This window comes from Synechococcus sp. R5-13 (genome assembly GCF_047462015.1).
Lineage (GTDB): Bacteria > Cyanobacteriota > Cyanobacteriia > Thermostichales > Thermostichaceae > Thermostichus.
Map to the genome: position 1 here is coordinate 1 of NZ_JANSIL010000169.1, position 21,455 is coordinate 21,455.

The 21,455-nt window shown below is 57.6% G+C and carries 17 protein-coding genes; 3 read left to right on the forward strand and 14 right to left on the reverse strand.

The genetic code is table 11. The features are described 5' to 3' along the window. Positions 1-19 precede the first annotated feature (19 nt). The 12 genes from NW840_RS12430 to NW840_RS12485 form a co-directional block, all read right to left on the reverse strand. Complete coding sequence (locus tag NW840_RS12430; RefSeq protein WP_414344602.1) at positions 20-511, reverse strand: nitrate reductase associated protein; 492 nt, start codon at positions 509-511, stop codon at positions 20-22. A 24-nt stretch (positions 512-535) separates the two neighbouring features. Further along, entirely contained in the window at positions 536-2,671 is a 2,136-nt protein-coding gene (locus NW840_RS12435; protein ID WP_414344625.1) for a molybdopterin oxidoreductase family protein, read from the reverse strand. An 86-nt stretch (positions 2,672-2,757) separates the two neighbouring features. After that, entirely contained in the window at positions 2,758-3,339 is a 582-nt protein-coding gene (locus NW840_RS12440) for a Uma2 family endonuclease (RefSeq protein ID WP_414344604.1), read from the reverse strand. A gap of 33 nt (positions 3,340-3,372) precedes the next feature. Continuing rightward, on the reverse strand, positions 3,373-4,215 hold the full coding sequence (locus NW840_RS12445; RefSeq protein WP_414344626.1) for an ABC transporter ATP-binding protein: 843 nt from the start codon (positions 4,213-4,215) through the stop codon (positions 3,373-3,375). Between the two features lie 38 nt (positions 4,216-4,253). Continuing rightward, the gene (locus NW840_RS12450; RefSeq protein WP_414344606.1) at positions 4,254-6,245 is read right to left on the reverse strand and encodes a nitrate ABC transporter ATP-binding protein; all 1,992 of its coding nucleotides are present in this window, start codon (positions 6,243-6,245) and stop codon (positions 4,254-4,256) included. 71 nt (positions 6,246-6,316) lie between these two features. Beyond that, positions 6,317-7,282 (reverse strand): nitrate ABC transporter permease, encoded by a 966-nt coding sequence (gene ntrB, locus NW840_RS12455; protein ID WP_414344607.1) that lies wholly within the window; start codon positions 7,280-7,282, stop codon positions 6,317-6,319. Between the two features lie 160 nt (positions 7,283-7,442). Beyond that, positions 7,443-8,765, reverse strand: a complete 1,323-nt coding sequence (locus NW840_RS12460) for a CmpA/NrtA family ABC transporter substrate-binding protein (RefSeq protein ID WP_414344608.1) — start codon at positions 8,763-8,765, stop codon at positions 7,443-7,445. Between the two features lie 61 nt (positions 8,766-8,826). After that, complete coding sequence (locus tag NW840_RS12465) at positions 8,827-10,374, reverse strand: ferredoxin--nitrite reductase (protein WP_414344609.1); 1,548 nt, start codon at positions 10,372-10,374, stop codon at positions 8,827-8,829. A gap of 192 nt (positions 10,375-10,566) precedes the next feature. Beyond that, complete coding sequence (locus NW840_RS12470) at positions 10,567-11,706, reverse strand: CAP domain-containing protein (RefSeq protein WP_414344610.1); 1,140 nt, start codon at positions 11,704-11,706, stop codon at positions 10,567-10,569. A 16-nt stretch (positions 11,707-11,722) separates the two neighbouring features. Continuing rightward, the gene (locus NW840_RS12475; RefSeq protein WP_187147246.1) at positions 11,723-11,869 is read right to left on the reverse strand and encodes a hypothetical protein; all 147 of its coding nucleotides are present in this window, start codon (positions 11,867-11,869) and stop codon (positions 11,723-11,725) included. A gap of 119 nt (positions 11,870-11,988) precedes the next feature. Continuing rightward, on the reverse strand, positions 11,989-13,251 hold the full coding sequence (locus NW840_RS12480) for an RNA-guided endonuclease InsQ/TnpB family protein (RefSeq protein WP_011434239.1): 1,263 nt from the start codon (positions 13,249-13,251) through the stop codon (positions 11,989-11,991). Between the two features lie 359 nt (positions 13,252-13,610). After that, complete coding sequence (locus NW840_RS12485) at positions 13,611-14,096, reverse strand: ureidoglycolate lyase (protein WP_414344611.1); 486 nt, start codon at positions 14,094-14,096, stop codon at positions 13,611-13,613. A 215-nt stretch (positions 14,097-14,311) separates the two neighbouring features. Between NW840_RS12485 and NW840_RS12490 the strand changes: the two genes are divergently transcribed. From NW840_RS12490 to NW840_RS12500, 3 genes are all read left to right on the forward strand, one after another. Beyond that, positions 14,312-15,103 (forward strand): hypothetical protein, encoded by a 792-nt coding sequence (locus NW840_RS12490; protein ID WP_414344613.1) that lies wholly within the window; start codon positions 14,312-14,314, stop codon positions 15,101-15,103. A 226-nt stretch (positions 15,104-15,329) separates the two neighbouring features. Then, on the forward strand, positions 15,330-15,971 hold the full coding sequence (locus NW840_RS12495; protein WP_414344615.1) for an ABC transporter permease: 642 nt from the start codon (positions 15,330-15,332) through the stop codon (positions 15,969-15,971). An 18-nt stretch (positions 15,972-15,989) separates the two neighbouring features. Next, positions 15,990-18,998: an ATP-binding protein gene (locus NW840_RS12500; RefSeq protein WP_414344616.1), complete on the forward strand. Its 3,009-nt coding sequence runs from the start codon at positions 15,990-15,992 to the stop codon at positions 18,996-18,998. Positions 18,999-19,001: 3 nt separating this feature from the next. On the opposite strand, the gene NW840_RS12505 is transcribed toward NW840_RS12500, so the two are convergent. Next, positions 19,002-20,261 carry an ABC transporter substrate-binding protein gene (locus NW840_RS12505; RefSeq protein ID WP_414344617.1) on the reverse strand — a complete coding sequence of 420 codons (1,260 nt, stop codon included), beginning with the start codon at positions 20,259-20,261 and terminating at the stop codon, positions 19,002-19,004. Positions 20,262-20,309: 48 nt separating this feature from the next. After that, on the reverse strand, positions 20,310-21,416 hold the full coding sequence (locus NW840_RS12510; RefSeq protein ID WP_414344619.1) for an ABC transporter ATP-binding protein: 1,107 nt from the start codon (positions 21,414-21,416) through the stop codon (positions 20,310-20,312). Between the last annotated feature and the right edge of the window lie 39 nt (positions 21,417-21,455).

Sequence of the window (21,455 nt, forward strand, 5' to 3'; positions counted from 1 at the left end):
GAGCAGAGCAGGCTCAGGGCTACTGAAAGCCCGCTCCGTACCGCTTAGCGGTCGGAGCTGGGTAGTTTACGCCAAACTCTCGCAGAGCGGGCAAGAAATTTTTGTTTTCGTGATGGGATCGGCTCAACTTCAGCAAGGCAAATCTCTGGATATCGTGCAAGTTTCTCCAGAAATCGAGGGCAAGCCGGATCCCCAGGTCTTGAGCTTTTTGTTGGACAGCCATTGGGATCTGGTTGGGATTTTGCCATTCAGGCTGGGGATCAATGGGAATCTCTTGCACCTCTTCGTGGCAGATGGAGCGAACCAAATGGCGCAGATGGTTGCGGAGTTCTTCTAGATCCTGTGGAGATTCAGAGGGCCAATCAACACACTTCCGCCGCTCTTCTAAGGAAAACTTGGTCCATTGATGGAGCTTGAGCTTGATCCCGCACAAATCCAGCTTTAGGCGCAAGGTCATGGGGATGCATCGCAGAGAGTCGGCAAAATCTTGCTCAAACTGAAACAGAGTCATGGGAACCTCGATTAGGAACCAAATCTAGAGTTGAGGGGATTGCTTGAGCGGTGGATCGGCTTTCTCAAGAGCAACGGCGCAGGCTTTTAATTCCGGCTGTCCGGAATCGGGACAACTGATGTCATGGGTGAGGGCATTACACTCAGCTTGTTCTGCCCAGAGGGATCCCCAGTGCATGGGCACAAACACTGTTCCAGGGGCAATGTTGGCAGTTATCTTGGCCGGGAAATAGGCCCGCCCGCGGGCAGAACGCACCTGAACCCAATCCCCATCTTGGAGGCCCAGCTTTTCCGCATCGCGAGGATGGATCTCCATAAAGGGTTGGGGGTGCATGTGCTTGATTTTTTCAATCCTGCCGGTACGGGTTTGGGTGTGCCAATGGCCGTAAAGCCTGCCCGTGGTTAATACGTAGGGAAACTGGGGATCCGGCGGCTCTGCTAGGCCACGGGAATGGTGGGGGATAAAGCGGGCGCGGCCATCGGGGGTCGGGAAACGCCAATCTGTGTAGAGGCGAGTGGACTTAGGGGCCGAGGTTCTTTCTTTGGGATAAGGCCATTGCTGAGGGCCTTGTTCTGCCAAAAGGGCATGGCTGAGGCCGGAGTGATCGCAGAGGCGATTTGCGGTAAGGGCGGCAAATTCTGCATAAACCTCTGCCGCGGTTTGGAAGGAAAATTGCGCTTCAAAGCCCAACCTGCGCCCCACTTCAGCAAAGATCTCCCAATCGGGTCGGGCTTCGCCAGGGGGATCTCGAAAGGCTTGACAAAGGGTAACCCTGCGCTCGGAGTTGGTCATCACCCCGGTTTTCTCGCTCCACTGACAGGCAGGCAAAAGCAAATGGGCATATTCTGCCGTTTCCGTAGGGTAATAAGCCTCTTGATAAACAGTAAAGGGAGACTTTTTCAGGGCTTTTTTGACCCGTTCCAGATCCGGAAAGCTCACCAAAGGATTGGTGGCCACAATCCAAAAGAACTGCAGGGATCCCGTCTCCAGAGCGGCAATCATCTCGGTGGCCCTCAGTCCTGGGTGGGGGGAGATGGAGCCGCCGGGCAAACCCCAAGCCTGCTCCACCTCTGCCCGATGCTGGGGATGGCTCACCAGCCGATATCCCGGCAGCAGATGAGATAACCCCCCCGCCTCTCGACCACCCATGGCATTGGGCTGGCCGGTCAAGGAAAAGGGGCCCGTCCCCGGTCGGCCAATTTGCCCGGTCAGGAGATGCAGGTTGATTAAGCTGGTGATCTTGGCGGTGCCCTCGCTGGACTGGTTTAGGCCCATCGACCAAAGGGATAGAACTCTCTGGGATCCCTGCCAAAGCTTGGCTGCTTCGATCAAATCCTCGGTGGCAATTCCGCAGCGCTGGGCCACAATCTGCGGTTCATAATCGGCCAGCAAAGCTGCATATTCAGCAAAACCTTGGGTGCAGCCCTCGATAAAATCGGTAGCCATTGATCCCCACTTTAACAACAAATGGGCAATCCCATTGAAAAGATCGATATCGGTTCCAGGACAAATTTTTAAGTGGAGATCAGCAGCTTCTGCTGTCTGAGTGCGCCGGGGATCCACGACCACCATTTTGAGGGGGGATCCGGGCTTGTGCCGCTTCTTCAAGCGATTAAAAAGAATGGGGTGGCACTCGGCGGTGTTGGTGCCCACCAGAAAAGCCAGATTGCAGAGATCGAGATCCTCGTAGCAGCAGGGGGGACCGTCGGATCCCAGGGATTGGGTGTAGGCTGAGACAGCCGAGGACATGCACAGGCGCGAGTTGGTGTCAAAATTATTGGTGCCCAGACAGCCTTTCATCAGCTTTTGAGCAACGTAATAGTCTTCAGTGAGCAACTGCCCCGATCCATACATAGCCATGGAGTGAGGGTTGTCTTTGAGGCAGCGCAGCCGAGAAACCATCTCCTCAAAAGCCTGATCCCAAGAAATGCGGCGAAAGGGCTGATCCAAGCTCTCCCGAAACAGGGGAGAGAGCAGCCGATCTCGACCAACTGCCTCCAGAACCGTAGCCCCTTTTACACAGACCATCCCCAAGCTGGAAGGATGCTCCCGGTCGCCTCTCATTTTCCAGTCACCTGAGGCTGTCGAAACCGCCTCCAATCCACATCCCACACCGCAATAGGGACATAGGGTTTTGATGACAGCTTTTTCCGACTCCATCGCGGTCACCATGAGTTGGGATCCCTGTCAGGATGGATAAGTGTCTTGCATTTTGGATCCCGATAGGCCATCAGGTTAAGGATCTCTTAGCCGAGGAGATCGGCCACTTGGATCTCAAATCCGGGCAATACAACCTGGCTTTTGGCAGTCTCTTGTTCGGTTAGCCAAAGGTGGCGATCCTGAGTCTGGATAAAAATAAATTTGCTTTTGGGAAAAACCAGCCAGACTTCCAGCGCACCGGAGCTGAGATACTCCTGGGCTTTCAAGAAAATGTCCTCTCCAGAGTCGGTTGGGGAGAGGATCTCTCCAGTGAGGGGATAGCTCTGCGGCAAAGTGGCAATATCCTCTCCAAATTGCTGGATTAAATCTGGAGACAGGTAGGCAACATCAGGTCTTCTGACTTTGCCTGTCGTTTGGCAGGGAGCCTTCACCAAAACCATACCCCCCACTGGCAGACATTCAACATAACCGAGCCAACGGATGAGAAGTCGGGTTTGGAGCTTTGCATGCCCTAAGGTTTGCCCCACTTTCTCTACAATGTAGCCATCTACCCATTTGGTTTGGGCAACTGGATTGGCCAGATAGTCGGCAAGGGTTTTGGGCAGGGTAGAGACCCGCTCCTCCATTGGGAGATCGGTTGGAACTACCTGAACCGGAGCAGCGGCCATCAACTTCCCTCTCCAAGCGTTTTGATTCCTAGCTTAATCCTCCCTATGGGCAAAGCGACGATAGAGGAAGTCAAGGGCGCGGTTACGCAATTCGTAGAACTCAGGCATTTCCATAATGCGGGAGCGGATGCGCGGTCGCTCAAAGGGAATGGTCAAGATCTCACCGATATGGGCAGCGGGGCCGTTGGTCATCATTACCACCCGGTCTGACAAGTAAAGAGCTTCGTCGATGTCATGAGTAATCATCAAAACCGTGCAGCGGTGATCCCGCCAAATGGCCAGCAGCTCATCTTGTAGATCTTCCTTGGTAATGGCATCCAAGGCCCCAAAAGGCTCATCCAAGAGCAAAACTTGCGGACGAACGGCAAGAGCACGGGCAATGGCTACCCTTTGCTTCATGCCTCCAGAAAGCTGCTTGGGCCGCTTGTGGGCTGCTTCCGCCAAACCTACCAATTCCAGATGTTCTTGAACAATTTCCCTTTTTTCCCACCGGGGTTTGGTTGGGTACACCTGATCCACCACCAGATAAATATTTTCAAAGGCAGTCAGCCAGGGCAAAAGGGAATAATGTTGAAACACCATCATCCGATCTGGCCCTGGGGAGGTGATGGGCTGGCCCTTGAGGGTAATGGATCCCAAAGTGGGAGTCGAAAAACCCGCCACCATGTTGATCAAGGTGGATTTGCCACAACCCGAGTGGCCGATAATGCAAACAAACTCACCGGCGGCCACTTCCAGATTGATATTTTCCAGCGCAACGAAGGGCCCTGCTGAGGTGAAGTAGGTCTTGCCCACATTCTGAAGACAAAGAAGGGGCAGTCCTGCAACCGGAGATGCAGAAGATAGCGGTGAGGAAGATAGGCGAGAACTGGTCATCATGGTGTTTTCCAATTGAGGGGCTAAGGTAACAAAAGCTAAACTTCGCTGAGCCGGTACTCCTGCAGCTTCAGATCCTGCCGGATGGCCACCGACTCCAGGTAAGCAACGGGATCCTCTCCGTCAAAGCGGGATCCATCGGCAAAGAGTAAAGCTCCGCGGTCGTGGGCCCGATCCGGCAGGCCCAGTTCTCTGGCGGCTAGGGCGTAGGTTTCGCTGTCCAGAACTTGGTCGAGAACCGAAACCCAATTGCGGGGAAAAGCGCAGAGTCCCCAGCGAGCCATCTGCGTCAAGATCCAGAGGTGTTCCAACCTTTCGGGACAGGTGTTGCGCCCGTTGGCAAACTGGTGAAAACCGGTGAGGGCTTGGGATTCATCGGCAATTCCCCGCTGCAGAATACCCGTCCACCCCGGCTGCAGATCCTCCAGGGCCACGCCCACATACTGGGGCTGAGCCAGCCACTCCAAGATCTCAGAACGGTGCTGCGGCTGATCGCAGTAGTGGCAAGCCTCCAGTAGTGCCTTGACCAGAGCTACATGGGTACGGGGGTAGTTTTGCGCCCAATCCTGGCGCACTGTCAGCACTTTTTCAATGTGGCTGGGTAAGATTTCAGGGGTGGTGGTGACGATAAATCCCAACTGTTCCCGCACGGCGCGGGAGTTCCAGGGCTCGCCGACGCAGTAGCCGTCGATGTTGTCGGCCTTGAGATGGGCCACCATCTGCGGGGGTGGGATCACCGTCAACGTAACGTCCCGATCCGGATCCACCCCCCCACCGGCCAGCCAGTGCCGCAACAGGAAGTTTTGCATGGAAGCCGGATGAACCACTCCCAGGGTGTGGACTGTGTCGGGGGTGTGGTTGAGGTATTGGCGAAAATCCGCCAGGCTTTGAACGCCTCGCTCCAAAAGTCTGCGCCCAAAGGTAATGGCGTTGCCGCCGCGGGAGAGGGTTAGCGCGGTAATCAAAGGCACCGGAACTCCCCCTACTCCCAAGGTGGAAGCCAACGGGATCCCGGCCACCACCATGGCCGCATCCAGCCGACCGGAGCGGATCCCTTCCCAGATGGTCTTCCAGCCTGGCTCTCGCACCAGGGTGACCTGCTCCAGGCCGTACTTTTGAAACAGGCCCTTTTGCTGGGCCACCACCAGAGGCGCGCAGTCGTTGAGGGGCACAAAGCCAATCTCCAAATTGACCTTCTCCAGGCCGTGTTTGGCAATGGCCACGCGAACAGGCGTTTTTTGGCGAGCCCGCTTTTGCTGGTTGAGAAAGTAGATCATCTCTCCCCGCAGGCTGTAGTAGTCGGGGTGACGCACCACTTCCAAACGATGGCGGGGCCGAGGAAAAGGGATCCGCAAAATCTGGCCAATGCGGGCCTCCGGGCCATTGGTCATCATCACCACCCGATCCGAAAGCAAGAGGGCCTCATCCACATCGTGGGTAACCATGACACAGGTGAGCTGCTCCGCCTGGGCAATCTCCATCAGTTGCTCCTGCAGGTTGCCGCGCGTCAAGGCATCCAGAGCGCCAAAGGGCTCATCCAACAGCAGCACCCGCGGACGGATGGCCAAAGCCCGGGCAATGGCTACCCGCTGTTTCATCCCTCCTGACAGATGGGCCGGTCGCTTGTCGGCTGCCCCCTGCAACCCCACCTGGCGGATGTGCTCTTCCACAATCCGGCTTCGCTCTGCTTTGGGAAGGGATCCCAGCACCTCGTCCACAGCCAGGGCAACGTTCTCCCGCACGGTCAGCCAGGGCAGCAGGGAATAGTTCTGAAACACCACCATGCGATCCGGGCCGGGATCTGTAACTTGTCGGCCCTCCAGGAGAATGCCCCCTCGGGAAGGCTTTTCCAGGCCGGCGATGATGTTGAGTAGGGTCGATTTGCCACAGCCGGAGTGGCCGATCAACGAGACAAATTCCCCTTTTTGGATCTCCAGGTGGATGTCTTTCAGGACAGGATAGACCTCTCCGTTGTCGAGGAGAAATTCCTTGTCGACATGATCCACTTCAATGTAAGGCTGGGTCTTCATGATTCCCCTGAGATGATTTCTGAGAGCATGGAGAATTGTCAGCAACCAATCTAAAACTCGGCCAAGCTCATTTAGCGATCCTCAGCCACCACCAGCGAGCCAATCCAAGCCGTGATGCGATCCAGCAGAAGACCCACCATCCCGACATAGATCAAAGCCAGAATGATTTCGCTGATGCGGGAGCTATTCCAGGCATCCCAGATGAAAAATCCAATGCCCACACCGCCAATCAACATTTCCGCTGCCACAATGGCCAGCCAAGACAAGCCCACCCCAATGCGCAAGCCGGTAAAAATGTAGGGCACAGTTGCCGGGAAAACGATTTTGAAAAAGTACTTCCAGCCGGACATGCGCACAATTCTGGCCACGTTGCGGTAGTCCTGAGGGATCCGCTGTACGCCGGCAACGGTGTTGATCAAAATGGGCCAGAGAGCCGTAATGAAGATTACAAAAATGGCGGAAGGGTTGGCATCTCGAAAGGCAGCCAAAGAAATCGGCAGCCAGGCCAAAGGCGGCACCGTGCGCAGCACCTGAAAAATGGGATCCAAAGCCTCGTACAGCCAGCGATTGACCCCGATGATCATGCCGCCCACAACCCCCACCAAGCCGGCCAGGGCAAACCCAATGAACACCCGCCGCAAGCTGGCCCAAATTTGCCAGAACAGCCCTTTGGCATTGCCGCCATAGTCAAAAAAGGGATCTTTAATGAGGGGATCCCAGGTGTCCTGCCAAACCTGGAGAGGGGTGGGCAAGTTGGCTCCGGGGCGGCTATAGGCAATTTGCCAGAGAACGAGCACTATTAAAATGGCCGTGGTGGGCAAAAGAACGCGGCGCAGCACTTGGTGGATTTGGACTCGCTGCCTCCAAGCAGAAGCAGAAGAAGATGCAGAGCTGGCCGGGGAGTGGAGCCCGGCATTGGACTGAAGAACAAAGCCTGGGCTGGTTTTCAGCAGCCAGTGGCCTAGGCCAACCAGTAGGGGAAGCAGGATCCGAAAGAGGTGGTAGCCCAACTGTAGGGCAGAGTGGAAAATCCTCATGGCTTGCTGGGAGTAAGGTTGAAGTCAACTTAAGAGGATCCCAAGAGAGAAGGGGTTTCAGTTGAACACTCTTTGTGGGGATTCGGGGATCCCTTCTCTCCTGGGCAGAGGGCTTGCAAGGGTTTTTGCAACTTGCTCTGGAAGAATTGAGAAGATCAGGCTAGGCCAGCTTCTTAATCGCCAATTTCTCCAGGTAGGCGGCAGGATTTTCGGGATCGAACTGCACCCCGTCGAAGAAGGTTTCCACTCCTCGAGAGGTGCTGGGGGGAATGGCTGCCCCCTGACCAATGGCTTTGGCAGCTTCTCGCCAGAGTTCTTCCCGATTCACCCGCTCCACCAAGGCTTTGGTATCGGTGTCGGCAGGCAGATAGCCCCAGCGGATGTTTTCGGTCAAGAACCAGAGATCGTGGCTCTTGAAGGGGTAGGAAGCGTAGTTCTGCCAGAACTTCATCAGGTGGGGGCTGTTTTCAACGACCTTGCCGGTGCCGTAGTCAAAAGTGCCCCGAGAACGGCCCAAGATATCGGGCACAGGCACCCCCAGCCAGCGGCGGTCGCCGATGATGCGACACATCTCCTCTTTGTTTTCCATCTGCTCGCACCAGATCTGGGCTTCTAGCACCGCTTTCAACAGGGCAAGGGTGGCTTTCGGGTGCGCATCCACCCAGTCGGCCCGCAGGGCAAAGGCCTTTTCCGGGTGGCCGTTCCACAGCTCGCCGGTGGTGAGGGCACTATACCCCTCTTTTTGGTTCACCAGCTGGGCATTCCAAGGCTCGCCCACACAGAAGGCTTCCATGGTTCTGGATTTCATATTGGCCACCATCTGCGGCGGCGGCACCACAATGACGGAGACGTCGCTAGTGGGATCGATCCCGCCTGCGGCCAGCCAGTAGCGCATCCACATGTCGTGGGTACCGCCGGGGAAGGTCATCGCGCATTTGGGATCTTTGCCGGCAGCTCGAAGCTCGGCAAACTTGGCCTTGAGGGGGGAACTATCCAGGCCGATTTGCAAATCCCGATATTGGTTGGAAATGCTGATGCCCTGACCGTCCAGATTGAGACGGGCCAAAATGTACATAGGCACCGGCTTGCCATCGGTAACTTTGCCGGTGGTGATGAGGTAGGGCATGGGGGTGAGGATGTGTGCCCCATCGATGCCGCCGGCGGCGGATCCCAGCACCAAGTTGTCGCGGGTGGTGCCCCAAGAGGCCTGCTTGACCACCTCTACGTCCTTCATGCCGTACTTGTCAAAGAACCCCTTTTCTTTGGCGATGATCAGGGGGGCCGCGTCGGTTAGAGCGATGAACCCCAGCTTGGCGCTGGTGGTTTCGGGAGTATCGGCCTGCGCCACCCAGTAGCCTTTGCCCAAGGATTGCGATTGGGCGCGCGGGATCCCAGCCGTGGCCGCCCCAGCCGTGAGAGCAGCCACCCCGGCCAAAAATTGCCGACGGGAGACGGGAGAGGAAGTGCTGAACAGCTTAGACATCGAAACCTCCAAGATTTACAACGACGAAGAAAGAAAAACTTTCAGGACGGCAACAGAACCGCTAGCGGGTTACCAAAACAGAAGCCTGGGCGGCGGACGGATGCTGACGCGGCTTGGCCCCAAAGTGCTCCCTGAGTAACTCCACCAAGACCGGCTTGAGGTCTTCGCAAGGGATCCCTTTGCGCACGCATTCGCCCAGCTTGGCGTCTTTGCCCACCTCTCCCCCCATGTAGATGTCCACGGCCTCCACCACCCTGCCGTCCTTGCGAGCAGTGGTGCCCATAAGGCCGATATCGGCTACTTGGGGTTGGCCGCAGGAGTTGGGGCAGCCCGTCCAGTGGATGCGCACCGTTTGGGGGATCTCCAGCTCCGCCTCCAGCTCCTCCATCAAGGCCACAGCCCGGTTTTTGGTCTCGATAAGGGCAAAGTTGCAGAACTGGTTGCCCGTACAGGACACCAACCCCCGCTGCAAGGGCCCTGGGTTGGGGGAGAACTTCTTCAAGAGCGGCTCTTTGAGGAGCGGGGCCACTCGGGAGTCGGGCACATTGGGGATGAGCACGTTCTGCTCCACTGTCAGCCGCAGCTCCCCGGAGCCGTACACCTCCGCCAAGCGGGCCAGCTCCATCATCTCCAGGGCGTTGAGCCGCCCCACCGGCACATGCAGGCCGACGAAGTTGAGGCCCGGCTGCTTCTGGGCATGCACCCCCAGCAGATCCCGCTTGTGCCAGACCACCTCATCTTTTTCCGCTGCCCTGAGCAGAGGGTGGCCCGTCTGGCGCTCCACAGCCGCCCGGAACTTCTCTAGGCCCCACTCGTCAATGAGCCACATCAACCGCGCCTTTTGCCGGTTGGCCCGCAGGCCGTGATCCCGGTAGACCAGCAGCACCGCCTCACACAGGGGAACTACATCGCGGGGATCCACCCAGACATCTAGGCCAATTGCCTCGGCGCAGCGGCGAGCAGAGAAAAAGCCGCCCACCAGGACGTTGAAGCCCAGACGGCCATTTTTGAAGGCGGGCACAAAGGCCAGGTCGTTGATCTCGGCATGCACCGAGTTGTCGCGACAACCGCAGAGGGCGATGTTGAACTTGCGCGGCAGGTTGCTGAAGGAAGGGTTGCCCTCGCCGTTGTTGGTAACCATGTCCTGCACCTTGCGGGTGAGACCGCGCACATCGATCAGCTCATCCGGGTCAATACCGGCCAGAGGGGATCCCGTGATGTTGCGCACGTTGTCCATGCCCGACTGGATGCTGGTCAGGCCTACCTCTTTCAGGTAGCCCAGGATCTGGGGCATTTCCTCGATGGGGATGCCCCGCAGTTGCAGGTTCTGCCGGGTGGTGATGTCGGCTACGCCCTGTTCTCCATAGGGGTGGATGATTGCGCCCAACATCCGCATTTGGCCGCTGGTCAGGATCCCATTGGGCAGGCGCAGCCGCAGCATGAACTGACCTGGGGTGCGCTTGCGAAAGAAGATCCCCAGCCACTTGAGGCGGTGATCCCGGTCGTCTTCAGGAATGTTCTCCCAACCCATCCGGGCAAACGCCTCCAGCTCGGCCTTGACCGCCAGCCCATCCTTTTCGCTTTTGAGGCGTTCAAATTGGTTCGCCATGATCGCTGCCGTGGGGTGAACACTGGCTACCCTAGCGATGACGAACCGTTAACTTTGGTATTGGCCGTTACACTTTGTAACAAGTTATGCTATTTTGTCACCTTCTGATTGCAATTTGTGCATAAGGTCAGGCTTCTAGGAGCAGCAGACTCCCCTCTCCCCTTTGGGAAAGGGGCTGGGGGTGAGGAAAAGCTAGTTGAGAGGGTTGAAAGAGTTGAAAGGCTCCCTCTGCCAGAGCAGACGGGGCGGGATCCCCAGCCCTTCGGTGAGGGGTGCGGGCCGTTGGGAAGTTTGGGGATCGCAGTCGTAGAGAGCGGTGGTGTAGCGGTAGCTGCGGGGGGGGCCACCGTTGAGGCGAATGCCGCTAATTTCAAAGGTGTAGTTGCGATTGGGCTGGATCGAACCCACGGAGTAGGTCAAAGTTTCCAGGCCAAAGGCGGGATCCCCCACGCGGAGATCTCCAACAGGCACCGGCTCGCCGCTGAGGGCATCGGTGATGCGGACTTGGGCTTGGCTGAGATCAGCCTTGCCGCCACGGCTGGGCACCGAGAAAGACCAGCGGTAGGCAGACAGGGGCTGGCCGGAAAACCCTTCTAGGCGGTAGAGGTAGCCGTCTTTCTCCGGGAAGGCGATGAACTCTGGATCTGGCACCGACTCGTCAAAACCGAAGATCCAGTTGGCGTTGGCCTGGGTCACCCGTCCAGCCCGTGGGTCAAAGACAATGCCGTAGGCCCCCTGGGCGTACTGAGGATACAGGTTCCAGCGGCGATGCCCCACATCCACAAAGTTTTCTCGACCTGGCTCGGCAAAGTAGATATCCACCTGCCGCGCCAACACCCGGCCTGGATCGGGGCCGTTCAGCTCTAGGATGGGCCCAACCGCCAGGTTGCTGAAGCGGGATCCCGCCTCCCCGGCAGGGGTAAAGCAGCGCCAAGAAGGGGGCGGCTGGTGGCTGAGAGTACCATTGGCTACCTGCATCAAGGCCGCTTGCTGGGCGGCTTCTAGGAACTGAGGATTGAGCTTCACCGGCGGTAACTGGTGCAACAGCCGTAGAAAATTCAGCCGATCCATCATCTTTTGGGCTGCTGCAGGCGTAAGGCGACCGGGGTTGCAGGTAGCAACCTGGGGCTGTTCGGCGTAAATAGGCCCCGTGAAGCTGCGGGTCTGGCGATCCAACCGGCACAGGAAGCTGGCAATCGGCACTTCCCCTGCCCGCGGTGGCTCCATCGAGGTAGGGGATCCTCCACAGGCCGCCAGCAGACAAAGACAAAAGATCCCCGCGATCCTCAAAGCCCAAAGCTGAACCAACTTGGGCAACCGCTGCAAGGGCATGCAAAAACCAGCCGAATTATGAGCCGGTGGGGGTGGGGGTGATGCTGGGGGGGCTGACGGTGCTGCTGCTGCTCTCGCCACAAGCAGGCAACAAGCCCAGACAGGCAAACAGGGCTAAGGCCGCCAAAAGCTGGTGGGTCACTTTGGGTTGCAACGTAGCCATGACAACAAACCTCCCAAATGCTGTTGGGTTTGACCCTGTTCTATCACCTGGCCGAGTGGGCCACAGCGTCAAAACTTATGCCGACAAGGGTATAACGTGACATCCTCCCGACGCTGACCCTACGGGTACAGCGCGGGCTTCCTAACCTCACGGTTAGGCATTCCTGCCCCACGCCACTTATCTAGGTCATAGACCCCCGACAGAACGACTTGGCAGGCTGTTTCCGTTCCCCAGAGTCCCTGGGCTACTACATTCTCTAGTCCACGATGCAAAACCATTTCTGCTGCTGCATGGTCACGATGAGTTCGATACCCACACTCAGGACAATGATGCTCCCTTGCTGTCAACGTTTTGCTGACAGTAGCAAAACATTTGGGACAGGTTTGGCTAGTCCCGTTGGAGTTGACTTTAGCGAAGTACACTCCACGTTTCCAGCACACCCATTCCAACAGAGACAGAAATTGTCCAAAGGCGGCATCAACACAACCTTTTCGCAGCATTCCCCGTGTCAAGCCTGTGACATTGAGGTCTTCTGCAAAGATGGTTTGCGCTTGGTCACAAAGCTTATGAGCCGTCTTCAGGTGGAAATCTTTACGACGGTTCGCAATCCGATGGTGCATTCTGGCAACTTTGATTTGTGCCTTCTCCCAGTTTCGTGACCCCTTCTGTTTTCGTGCCGCTCTGCGTTGCAGCAATTTCAGCTTGCGTTGCATCGACCTAAAAAACTTGGGTCGCTCCTGGAAGCTACCATCTGAAACCGTCAAAAACCGTTCCAATCCCAGATCAATCCCAATCGCACGACCGTGAACCGGAGCATCGGGAACCGATATGTCCGATTCGATGGTAACGACGACATACCATTGCGTCCCTCTTACCTTGGACAGTACCCTCACCTGCTTGACCTTGAACCCATCTGGGATAGGACGATGCAAGTTGATAGGCACTTTTCCTATCTTTGGTAGCTTGATACTGCTGCCGGAGATGGGATTGTCCTTGAACTGGGGAAACACAAAAGACTTAAATTGGCCTTGTTTCTTGAAACGGGGAAACCCATATCCCCGCTTCTGGAATGCCTCCCAAGTATCATGCAGCCTGCGAATCGTAGCCTGCAAGACCTGAGAATGCACCTTGGCCAAATGCGGGAATTGCTTCTTTGCTTTGGGTAGGTTATTTTGCTGACGATGATAAGACGGGAATGGCTCATCGGCAGGAATGATGTACTCCTTCTCCAGTGAGCATCTGTCTATGGGACACTTACGGGAAGCAATCCAGTCTTTGAGTTCGCGCAAAGCGTAGTTGTACACGCCTCTGCACGTCTCAAGCCACGACCGCAGCTTGGCCTGCTGCGCGGCATCTGGATAGATCCGGTAAGTGTAGTTCATGGTCAGCATAGTGGCAGTTTACCACAAGCTATAGCTGCTGGTAAATACTTGTCTTATCCCATCGAGAGAATCGACAAGTGCGGGGAGTCCATGTATCCCGACGCTGATGCTTTGCATACAGCGCGGGACTTATAGCTCCCCGCGCCCCTCCTTTGTTAAGCCCAAGTCAAGGAACGCTCACCCAAGTCGGCTACATCCACTAGGACTGGGATCCAAGCCCACTTTCTCTCTCCACCCATAGTGGAGTACGGATCCCCACAACTCTTCTTGCGCTCAAGCGAAAGATTGCTGTGATCAATGATCAATGCTGCTTTTTGCCCGATTGACGAGAAAGTTGACAAGGGATCCCCAAAAGCTTGTCAGGGGGTGATCTGGAACTCCAGGTTGTAGGTTTGGAGTAAGTTTATGGTTTCGTGATCGGTGATGTTGGTGTCGGCCAGCTCCAAGTTGTAGAAATCGATGAACTCTTCGTGGTCAAAATAGGGGCCGGCATGCCAGGTACCCATCTCCAGTTTGATAAAGCGATCCCCAGGCACCCGAAAGGCTTGAATCTGATCCACGTGCAGCTCATCGGCAGGGGGTGCAACACCAATAAACCACTCCTTGCCATTCAGGGATCCCAGGCACTGGGTGCAGCGGATGTGGTGGGTGATCTGAGTAAACTTGAGGCCGCGGCGAGGCAAGCGCATGATGTAAAAGCGGGGCTGCCCTTGATTCAAGAACAACTGAGCATCTTGACTGTCGAAGAGTTTGTGATCGGGAGTGGGGCAAATGACCTGTCCGTAGGGGGCAAAGTTTTCCGGTTCAGCGAGATGGGCCTTCAGTTGGCGCAATTGGCTGGTCACCCTGCTCTTCTCCTTTGCGTTTGACGAGCTGTCTTGTGTCTCACTGTTGCCCTACAACGTGAGCACGAGGGCGTGAAGACGCAAACAGCCCAGCGAACCCCATTCTATCGAGACTTGGTTGAGCAGGTTCCTTTCTGGGAAGGGATCCCTGAGCAAGCCCAAGCTGCTCAAGGTCGCAAGTACAATGGGAAAACTTCCCAGCCTCAGCAGAGCAAATGGCGATGCAGCGGGACTTGCAAGAGCTGATCATCTCCCCAGCTCAAGTGCAAAACCTCTCTCAAGTGCCGGTGGCTTGGTTGTATCGGCCTCGGCCCGTTCGTCGCTTTAAGGATCGCCTGCGCCAGTTCTCCGCTTTCTGGGATCTCCTACGCTTGCTGGTGACGCTGGACTTGTTCTTGCGTTTCTTGACCTTCTGGACAGGGGGATCCCTACTTACCCTGGTGGGGCGGATTTGGATCCCTGGCCTACAGGCCACTTGGGGCACTTGGCTGGTGGAATGGGGGATCCTGGCGGCTATTGCCGCCCTGGGCCAAGCCTATTGGATTTTCCGCAGCCGTCGCATGCCGCTGCTGTTGAACTTGCTGGGGGAGGTGGATCGCTACAACCGAATCATCCAGGCCATTCACGTCAACGACCAGTTGGTGGAAGCGGGCAACCCCGAGGTGAAGCTGGCCCAGAGGGCTGAGGTGATCGAAGCGCTGAAGCTGACCCGGGCCGATCTCATTCGCGCCTTGAAAACCGAACGGATCTTGCGGCAAAACGAAGACCTGATCGAGCAGCAGAGCGAGTTCTTCGGCGATAACTTGGCAGCTTTGACAGCTCTGCAGGTGAGCGAGCAGGCCAGCGAACAGGGTCGTATCCTAGAGACTGCTTTACAGATTGCTTTGCAGGTGCGCTCCCAAATCCGCCGCTTACAAGAGCGAGAAGCCAACCACCCCCCAAACAGGGATCCAGACAAGATTGAGAAAGATCAGCAGGATAGAGATGGCAACTCAGATGGGCAGTGAAACAGATGGTTATTTTTGTCGGCAGGCGGCGCTGTGGGTTCTAATCCTTGGGAGAAAGTTGAGGTTGATTGCACCGCGTTAGCAGGTCGGAGACCGAAATTGGAGTGACCCCATCTCCCTGATTGGTGCTAAATCCCCGCTCTGCACTATTCCGCACTGTCAAGATCGCCTGCCGGCGCTACACTGGGGCTTGTCTTGGATCCCTCTGTCATCCACACACCTCTAGATGAGCCTTTTGGCCCGCTCCCTCAGCTACGCCCAGAACCACAGCGACACGCTGTTTCAAGCCTTCGTCCAACACCTGCAACTGGTGGCGGTGCCTTTGGGAATGGGGCTGCTGTTGGGTTTGCCGCTGGGTTTTTTCAGCTCCCGCTCCCAGATGCTTTCTCTGGTGGTGATCAATGCGTTCAGCAGCCTGCGGGTGATCCCCAGCTTGGCCATTTTGTTCTTGGCCATCCCCTATTTCGGCCTCAGCTTCCGTTCGGCAGTTGTGGCTCTAACCCTTCTGGCTCTGCCCCCCATTCTGATCAGCACGGATGTGGCCTTCCGCAGCCTTGAGCCGGCCCTACGGGAAGCTGCCCTGAGCATGGGCATGACTCCTGGCCAGGTGTTACGGCACGTGGAGATCCCTTTGGCCTTGCCGGTGATCTTGGCCGGTGTTAAAACCGCTACGATTGAGGTGATTGCCAGTGCTACGCTAGCAGCGTTTATCGGCGCGGGAGGGCTGGGCACTTTTATCACCCTGGGGTTTGCTCTCTATGACAACGCTATCTTGCTGGTGGGGGCGGTTCCAGTGGCCCTTCTGGCTATTGCGGCCGAGATCGGCCTTGGCACTCTGCAGCGGGCTTTGGAACCTCCCCAAGCCTGAGGTTCTGTGAGGGATCCCATGCCGTCTTCCTCTGGTTCTTCTGAAGTGCGATCCCGTTGGCCTTTCCGCTCCATTCCTTTGCGGGTGGCGTTGCTGCTGCCCCTAGTGCTCTCAGTAGCAGGGGGAGTGGGGGGAGTGGCCTATCTCTCCTGGCAGGGCGGGCGACACCTGGCGCTGCGCTTGACGGAGCAACTGAGGCGGGAAGTTACCGACCGCACCGAAGAGCATCTTGCCAGATATTTGCAAATTCCCCTTCAGATCAATGCCCTCAATCAAGGGGCAGTGAGGGGGGGGCTGCTGCCCGATTTGACAACCCCCAGCCCAGCCGATCTAGAGGTGCTGGAAGCTCACTTTGCCCGCCAGTTGCAGCCATTTCCTGAGCTCAGCTATGTCGGCTTTGTCTCGGCTCAAGGGGGGTTTGTGATCGCCCGCCGTCACGCCGATGGGTCGATCTGGACTTACCACACCCCCGGCCTGTTGCCGGGATCCGCCCAGGGCCGCCAACGGGATCCGGAAACAGGGGATCCCACTGGCCTGAGGAGGCAGTTAGGCTTTGTGGATCTGAGGCGGTTGTTCTGGTTTCCCCAGCTCCTGCAGTCGGAAGGGATCCGCGACACTTGGGTGGTAACCCGATTTTTTGCGGAGCTTCCTGCCCAGGATCCAGAGCGGCTGATCATGACGTCCCTGTCTCTGACCGACTCGGAGGGACGGGTTTATGGCAGCTTAGTGGCTTCCCTCTCCGTCCGGCAGCTTCAAGCCTTTCTGGAACAGATGGAAGGCCGTTCTCCCATGGGGGCGATCTTTCTGCTGGACGAGGAAGGACAGGTGGTAGCCAGTACGGCGGGGCCTGCTCCCCATCCGCTGCTGGTGGCCGTGCAAGAGCAGGTGGGCTCCTGGGAGACGGCCTCTTCTCAAAATCCGCTGCGCCTCAAGGTCGGAGGGATCCCTTACTGGGTGGAGGTGGAGTCCCTCCAGAGTAAAGGGAGGCTGGGCTTTTATTTTGTGCATGGGATCCCAGAGGCAACCCTTCTGGCCAAAGTCCATCGGAGCGCCCAACAGGCTGCGCTGCTGGGGGGTGGGCTATTGCTGAGCATGCTGGGGACAGGGATCCTCCTCGGCGAAGCTCTCTCCCGTCCCCTGCGCCGCCTCACCCAAATCGCCGAGCAATTTATCCAAAGCGGCTTCCAGCCCTGGCCCCCTTTGGATCCCGGCCCCATCCAGGAGGTGCAGACCCTGGCCAAAGCCTGGCAGCAGGCGGCAGCAGCTCAGCAGGCCCTGCTGGATCGTCTCTGGCAGCAGCAGCAGGAGTACCGTGCTGTGGTAGAGCAGCAGACGGAGCTGATCTGTCGCTTTCGGCCCAATGGGCACATCACCTACGTCAACTCTGCTTTATTGCGTTTCTTCGATCATCGGGTAGAAGAAGTGGTGGGCCGAGCTTTGTGGGATCTGCTGCTGGAAGAAGAGCGGGAGGTGGTGCTGCAGGCTTTTGCCGCTCTCACGCCTGAGAGTCCTTTTTATAGCAGCGAGCAGGAGTACCCCGGCAAAGACGGCCAGTCCCGCTGGATTAGCTGGGTAGATCAGGGCATTTTCGACAGCCGAGGCCGCCTGGTGGAGATCCTATCGGTGGGACGGGAGATCACCGAGCAGAAACGGGCAGAACAGCAGTTGCAGGCCCTCAACCGGGAGCTGGAAGCCCAGGTGGAGCTGCGCACGGCCAAGCTGCAGCAAGCCTTGCATTTTGAGGGGGTGCTGCGCGCCATCAGCAGCCGGATGGTGGTCAGCCTAAACGAGGGGGAAATCCTGGAAGAAGTGGTCAAAACCCTTGCCGAGGCACTAGGCCTAACCTGCTGCCAAGTCCTGCTGCTTTTAGAAGATGGGTCAACCTGGATCCCCGGCTACTGCTACTCCCCCCTTCTCTCTTCTGATGCAGCTCAGGGCGACAGGGCGGATCCCTTGCATGGCCGAGACTACGCCAGCGACCCGGAGTTCTTGCGCCTGCTGCAGTCCCATTCTTCCTCGCAGCAGAAATGGGAAATCCACTGCTGTTGTCGGAAGGAAGGACGCTGGGTGCGGCTGCTGGTCTGCACCCTTTGGGACAAAGAGAAGCGGCTGGGAGCTTTGCTGTTGGAGCGGCTGCCGGAGCAAGAGTTTTCCGAAGACGAGATTCAACTGGCCTATCAGGTGGCCAACCTATGTGCCCTGGCCATCCGCCAAGCCCGTTTGTACCAAGCAGCCCAAGCGCAGGTGAAGGAATTGGAGCGGCTGAATCTGCTGAAGGATGATTTCCTCAGCACCGTCTCGCACGAGCTGCGCACCCCCATGACCAATGTGCGCATGGCCTTGCAAATGCTGCAAATGACCCGCGATAACCCCGAGAAACAGCGGCACTACTTCACCATTGCCCTGAAAGAGTGCAACCGGCAAATCGAGCTCATTAACGACCTGCTGGATATGCGACGGCTGGGAGCCGGGACGTATCTGCTGCAACCAGAGAATATTTTTCTGCCGCGGTATTTACAAGATTTGCTGGACGGGGCTCAGCCTTTGGCCCAAGCCAAACATCAACACCTGCAACTGCACCTGGAGGCAGGGATCCCCTCGCTTTGGGCCGACCCCACCTGCTTGGGGCGCATTCTGCGCGAGCTGCTGCACAACGCCATCAAGTACACGGATCCTGAGGGATCCATCCACCTGCGGGCTGTCTCAGAAGGAGAGGGGATCCTCTTCGTCTGCAGCAACAGCAGCGAGATCCCAGAGCCAGAGCTGCCCCGCATCTTTGAAAAGTTTTACCGGATCCCGCAATCGGATCGCTGGAAGCACGGCGGCACCGGCCTGGGGCTGGCTTTGGTGAAGCAACTGGTGGAGCACATGGGGGGGAATATCTCCGTCAACAGCTCGGATGGATGGACGCATTTCCAAGTTTGGTTGCCCCAAGGTGAGGATCCTGCTCCGCCATTGCCCGGCCCACCCCCAATGTCAGAAGACCTCCCCTTTTGGAAAGAGGCTGGGGGTGAGGGGCATACCTGACCCCTATCCCGGCAAGACTTGTTGCTGCCAGAGGGCCTCCAGTTGCACCGTGTATTCGGAGTTCACGATGGGCACTGCCCCAGCAATGGCCTCTTGAATGGGGATCCCGGCAGCAGCCTCCAGCTGGGCAAAAGGTGTTTGGTAGTCGGCAGACAACCGGCTGACATCAATGAGCGGCAGATCCCCCCAAACCTCCGGCTTGAACTTTTCCAATTGCCCCTCCGGGCTGGCCAAGACCTCTGCCAGGACCATTGCCCCCCAAGGATTGGCCGCATTAATGGGAATGGCTGTAAACGAGGGATCGATCAAGCTGGTGCCCGGGATCCCATAGGGGGTGGTGCTGGGGGGAAATTGGCCGTTGCCCTTGCGTAAGATCACCTGATCGATAAAGGTGGGGATGAGCCACACTTCGCCGTTGGCAAAAAGCTCCGCCAGGCGGGCAAAGGTGGGCGGGTAGGTTTGGCCCTGTCTCCACAGGAAGGGATCCAGCTTTCTCAGGTATTCCACCAGGGCAGGGGATTGTCGCGCCCAGAGATCGGCATCGAAGTCCGGCCCGCTGTACTGGGCATAGCCCCCGGTCACACCATAGAAGGCGCTCAACAAAAAGCGGCTGCCATGAAAATCCGGCGGGGCCACGTAGGTAAATCGCCCTGGGTTGGCCTCTGCCCAAGCCAACAGTTCGGCGTGGCTCTGGGGGGGCTTGGGCACCCGTTCGGCATCATAGGCCATCAAAAAGTAGTTGCCGGTGTAGGGTGCAGAATAGCCCTCAGTGGGCAGGCCAAAATCCGTTGCAATATCGGCGGGATCATAGAAGGTCAAGCTGGGCAATTTCTCAGCAAAGGGGCCGAAGAGCAAATTCCCCTGCTTGAGGGTGCGGAAGTTGTTGCCATTGATCCAGATGAGATCGATGCTGCCGCCGCTGCGCAGCCCGGCCTGTACCTCCCCAATCACCTTGTTGACTGCTTCAACGGTATCCGTGAGCGGGATCCGGTTCAAGCGAATGCCATAACGCTCCTGCAACTGGCTTTTCACCCAGCCATCCACGAAGCCATTGATGGCCTCGCTGCCGCTCCACATGGCCCAGTTGACAGAGCTGCCCCGCGCCCGCTCCAGAATGTCTGCCCAGCTCACGGATCCCAGATCCACCATGTTCTGGGAGGTGTTCTGGGCAAACGGAGAGCTTTGACTCAACGCCCAAGCCCCCAGGGATCCCAGGCCGGCCAACACCTGCCGCCGCTTCCAGAAAACGCTTTTGGGTTGCATAGCCTTGCCACCACCCCCATCAAACTTTCAGCTAAAACCAGATTTAACTCAAACTCTCCCCTCTTCCTTTGGGAAAAGGGCCGGGGGTGAGGGATCCCCGCCAACCCCCACAGGCCAAAGAGCCTCTGTCGGCAAGTGGATCCACACCGTCTGCCCCGGCACAAACACCTGGTGGGGAGCCACCCAAGCCTGCAGACTGCCCCAAGGGGTTTGTAAGGTCAGCCGTCGCTGGGTGCCCGCAAAGCGTTCCGCCATCACCTGGGCCAAGAAAACATTGTCGGCCAAGCCGGGCGGATGGGGAAACACCTGCACCTGTTCCGGGCGCACCGTCAGCCGCACCTGACCTTGGAGTGGCGCGGCGCTTTTCAAGCGGATCCCGTCGTTGAGGCGAAGTTGGTGACCCTCCGCCTGCGCATCGAAAAAATTGACCCCGCCAAAAAAGCGGGCAATGCGCTCGGAGCGCGGCTGCTGATAGAACTCCACAGGGGATCCCACCTGGTGTAGCTGCCCCTCAAACATCAGGCCGATGCGTTGGGCCATGGCTGTGGCTTCTGCTTGATCGTGGGTAACCAGCACCGTCGTCACCCCTGTTTCCGCCTGCAGCTCCAGGATGAGAGCCTGCATCTCTTGGCGCAGGTTGGCATCCAGGGCCGATAAAGGTTCATCCAACAGCAGCACCTTGGGCCGAATCACCAAAGCCCGCGCCAGGGCCACCCGCTGCGCTTGTCCGCCAGAAAGCTGGCTAGGCCGACGCTGAGCCAATCCGGGCAATTGCACCCGCTCCAGCATGCGCAAGGCGGCAGCCTCCCGCTCTGTCCGGGGAATGCCCCGCATTTTCAGGCCAAAAGCGACATTCTCCCCCACGCTCAGGTGGGGAAACAGGCGGCTGTGTTGGGACAGCAAAGTCACGCCGCGCCGTTCCGGCGGCAGAGGGTTGAGGGGGATCCCATCCAGCCAGATTTCCCCCGGATAGGGCAAGGGATCCGGCTCCAGCAGGCCGGCGATGAGATTGAGGGTGGTGGACTTGCCGCAGCCCGACGGCCCCAGCAGGGCGAAGATCTCCCCTGCCTCCACGCTCAAAGACAAATCCCTGAGGACAGGGATCCCTCGCTTGTGGAAGCGCTTGCTAAGGTGGCGGAGAACAAGGTGGCCCATGCTTGAGTTACCGGTCAAACGCTCAATAGAGCTCTCAAA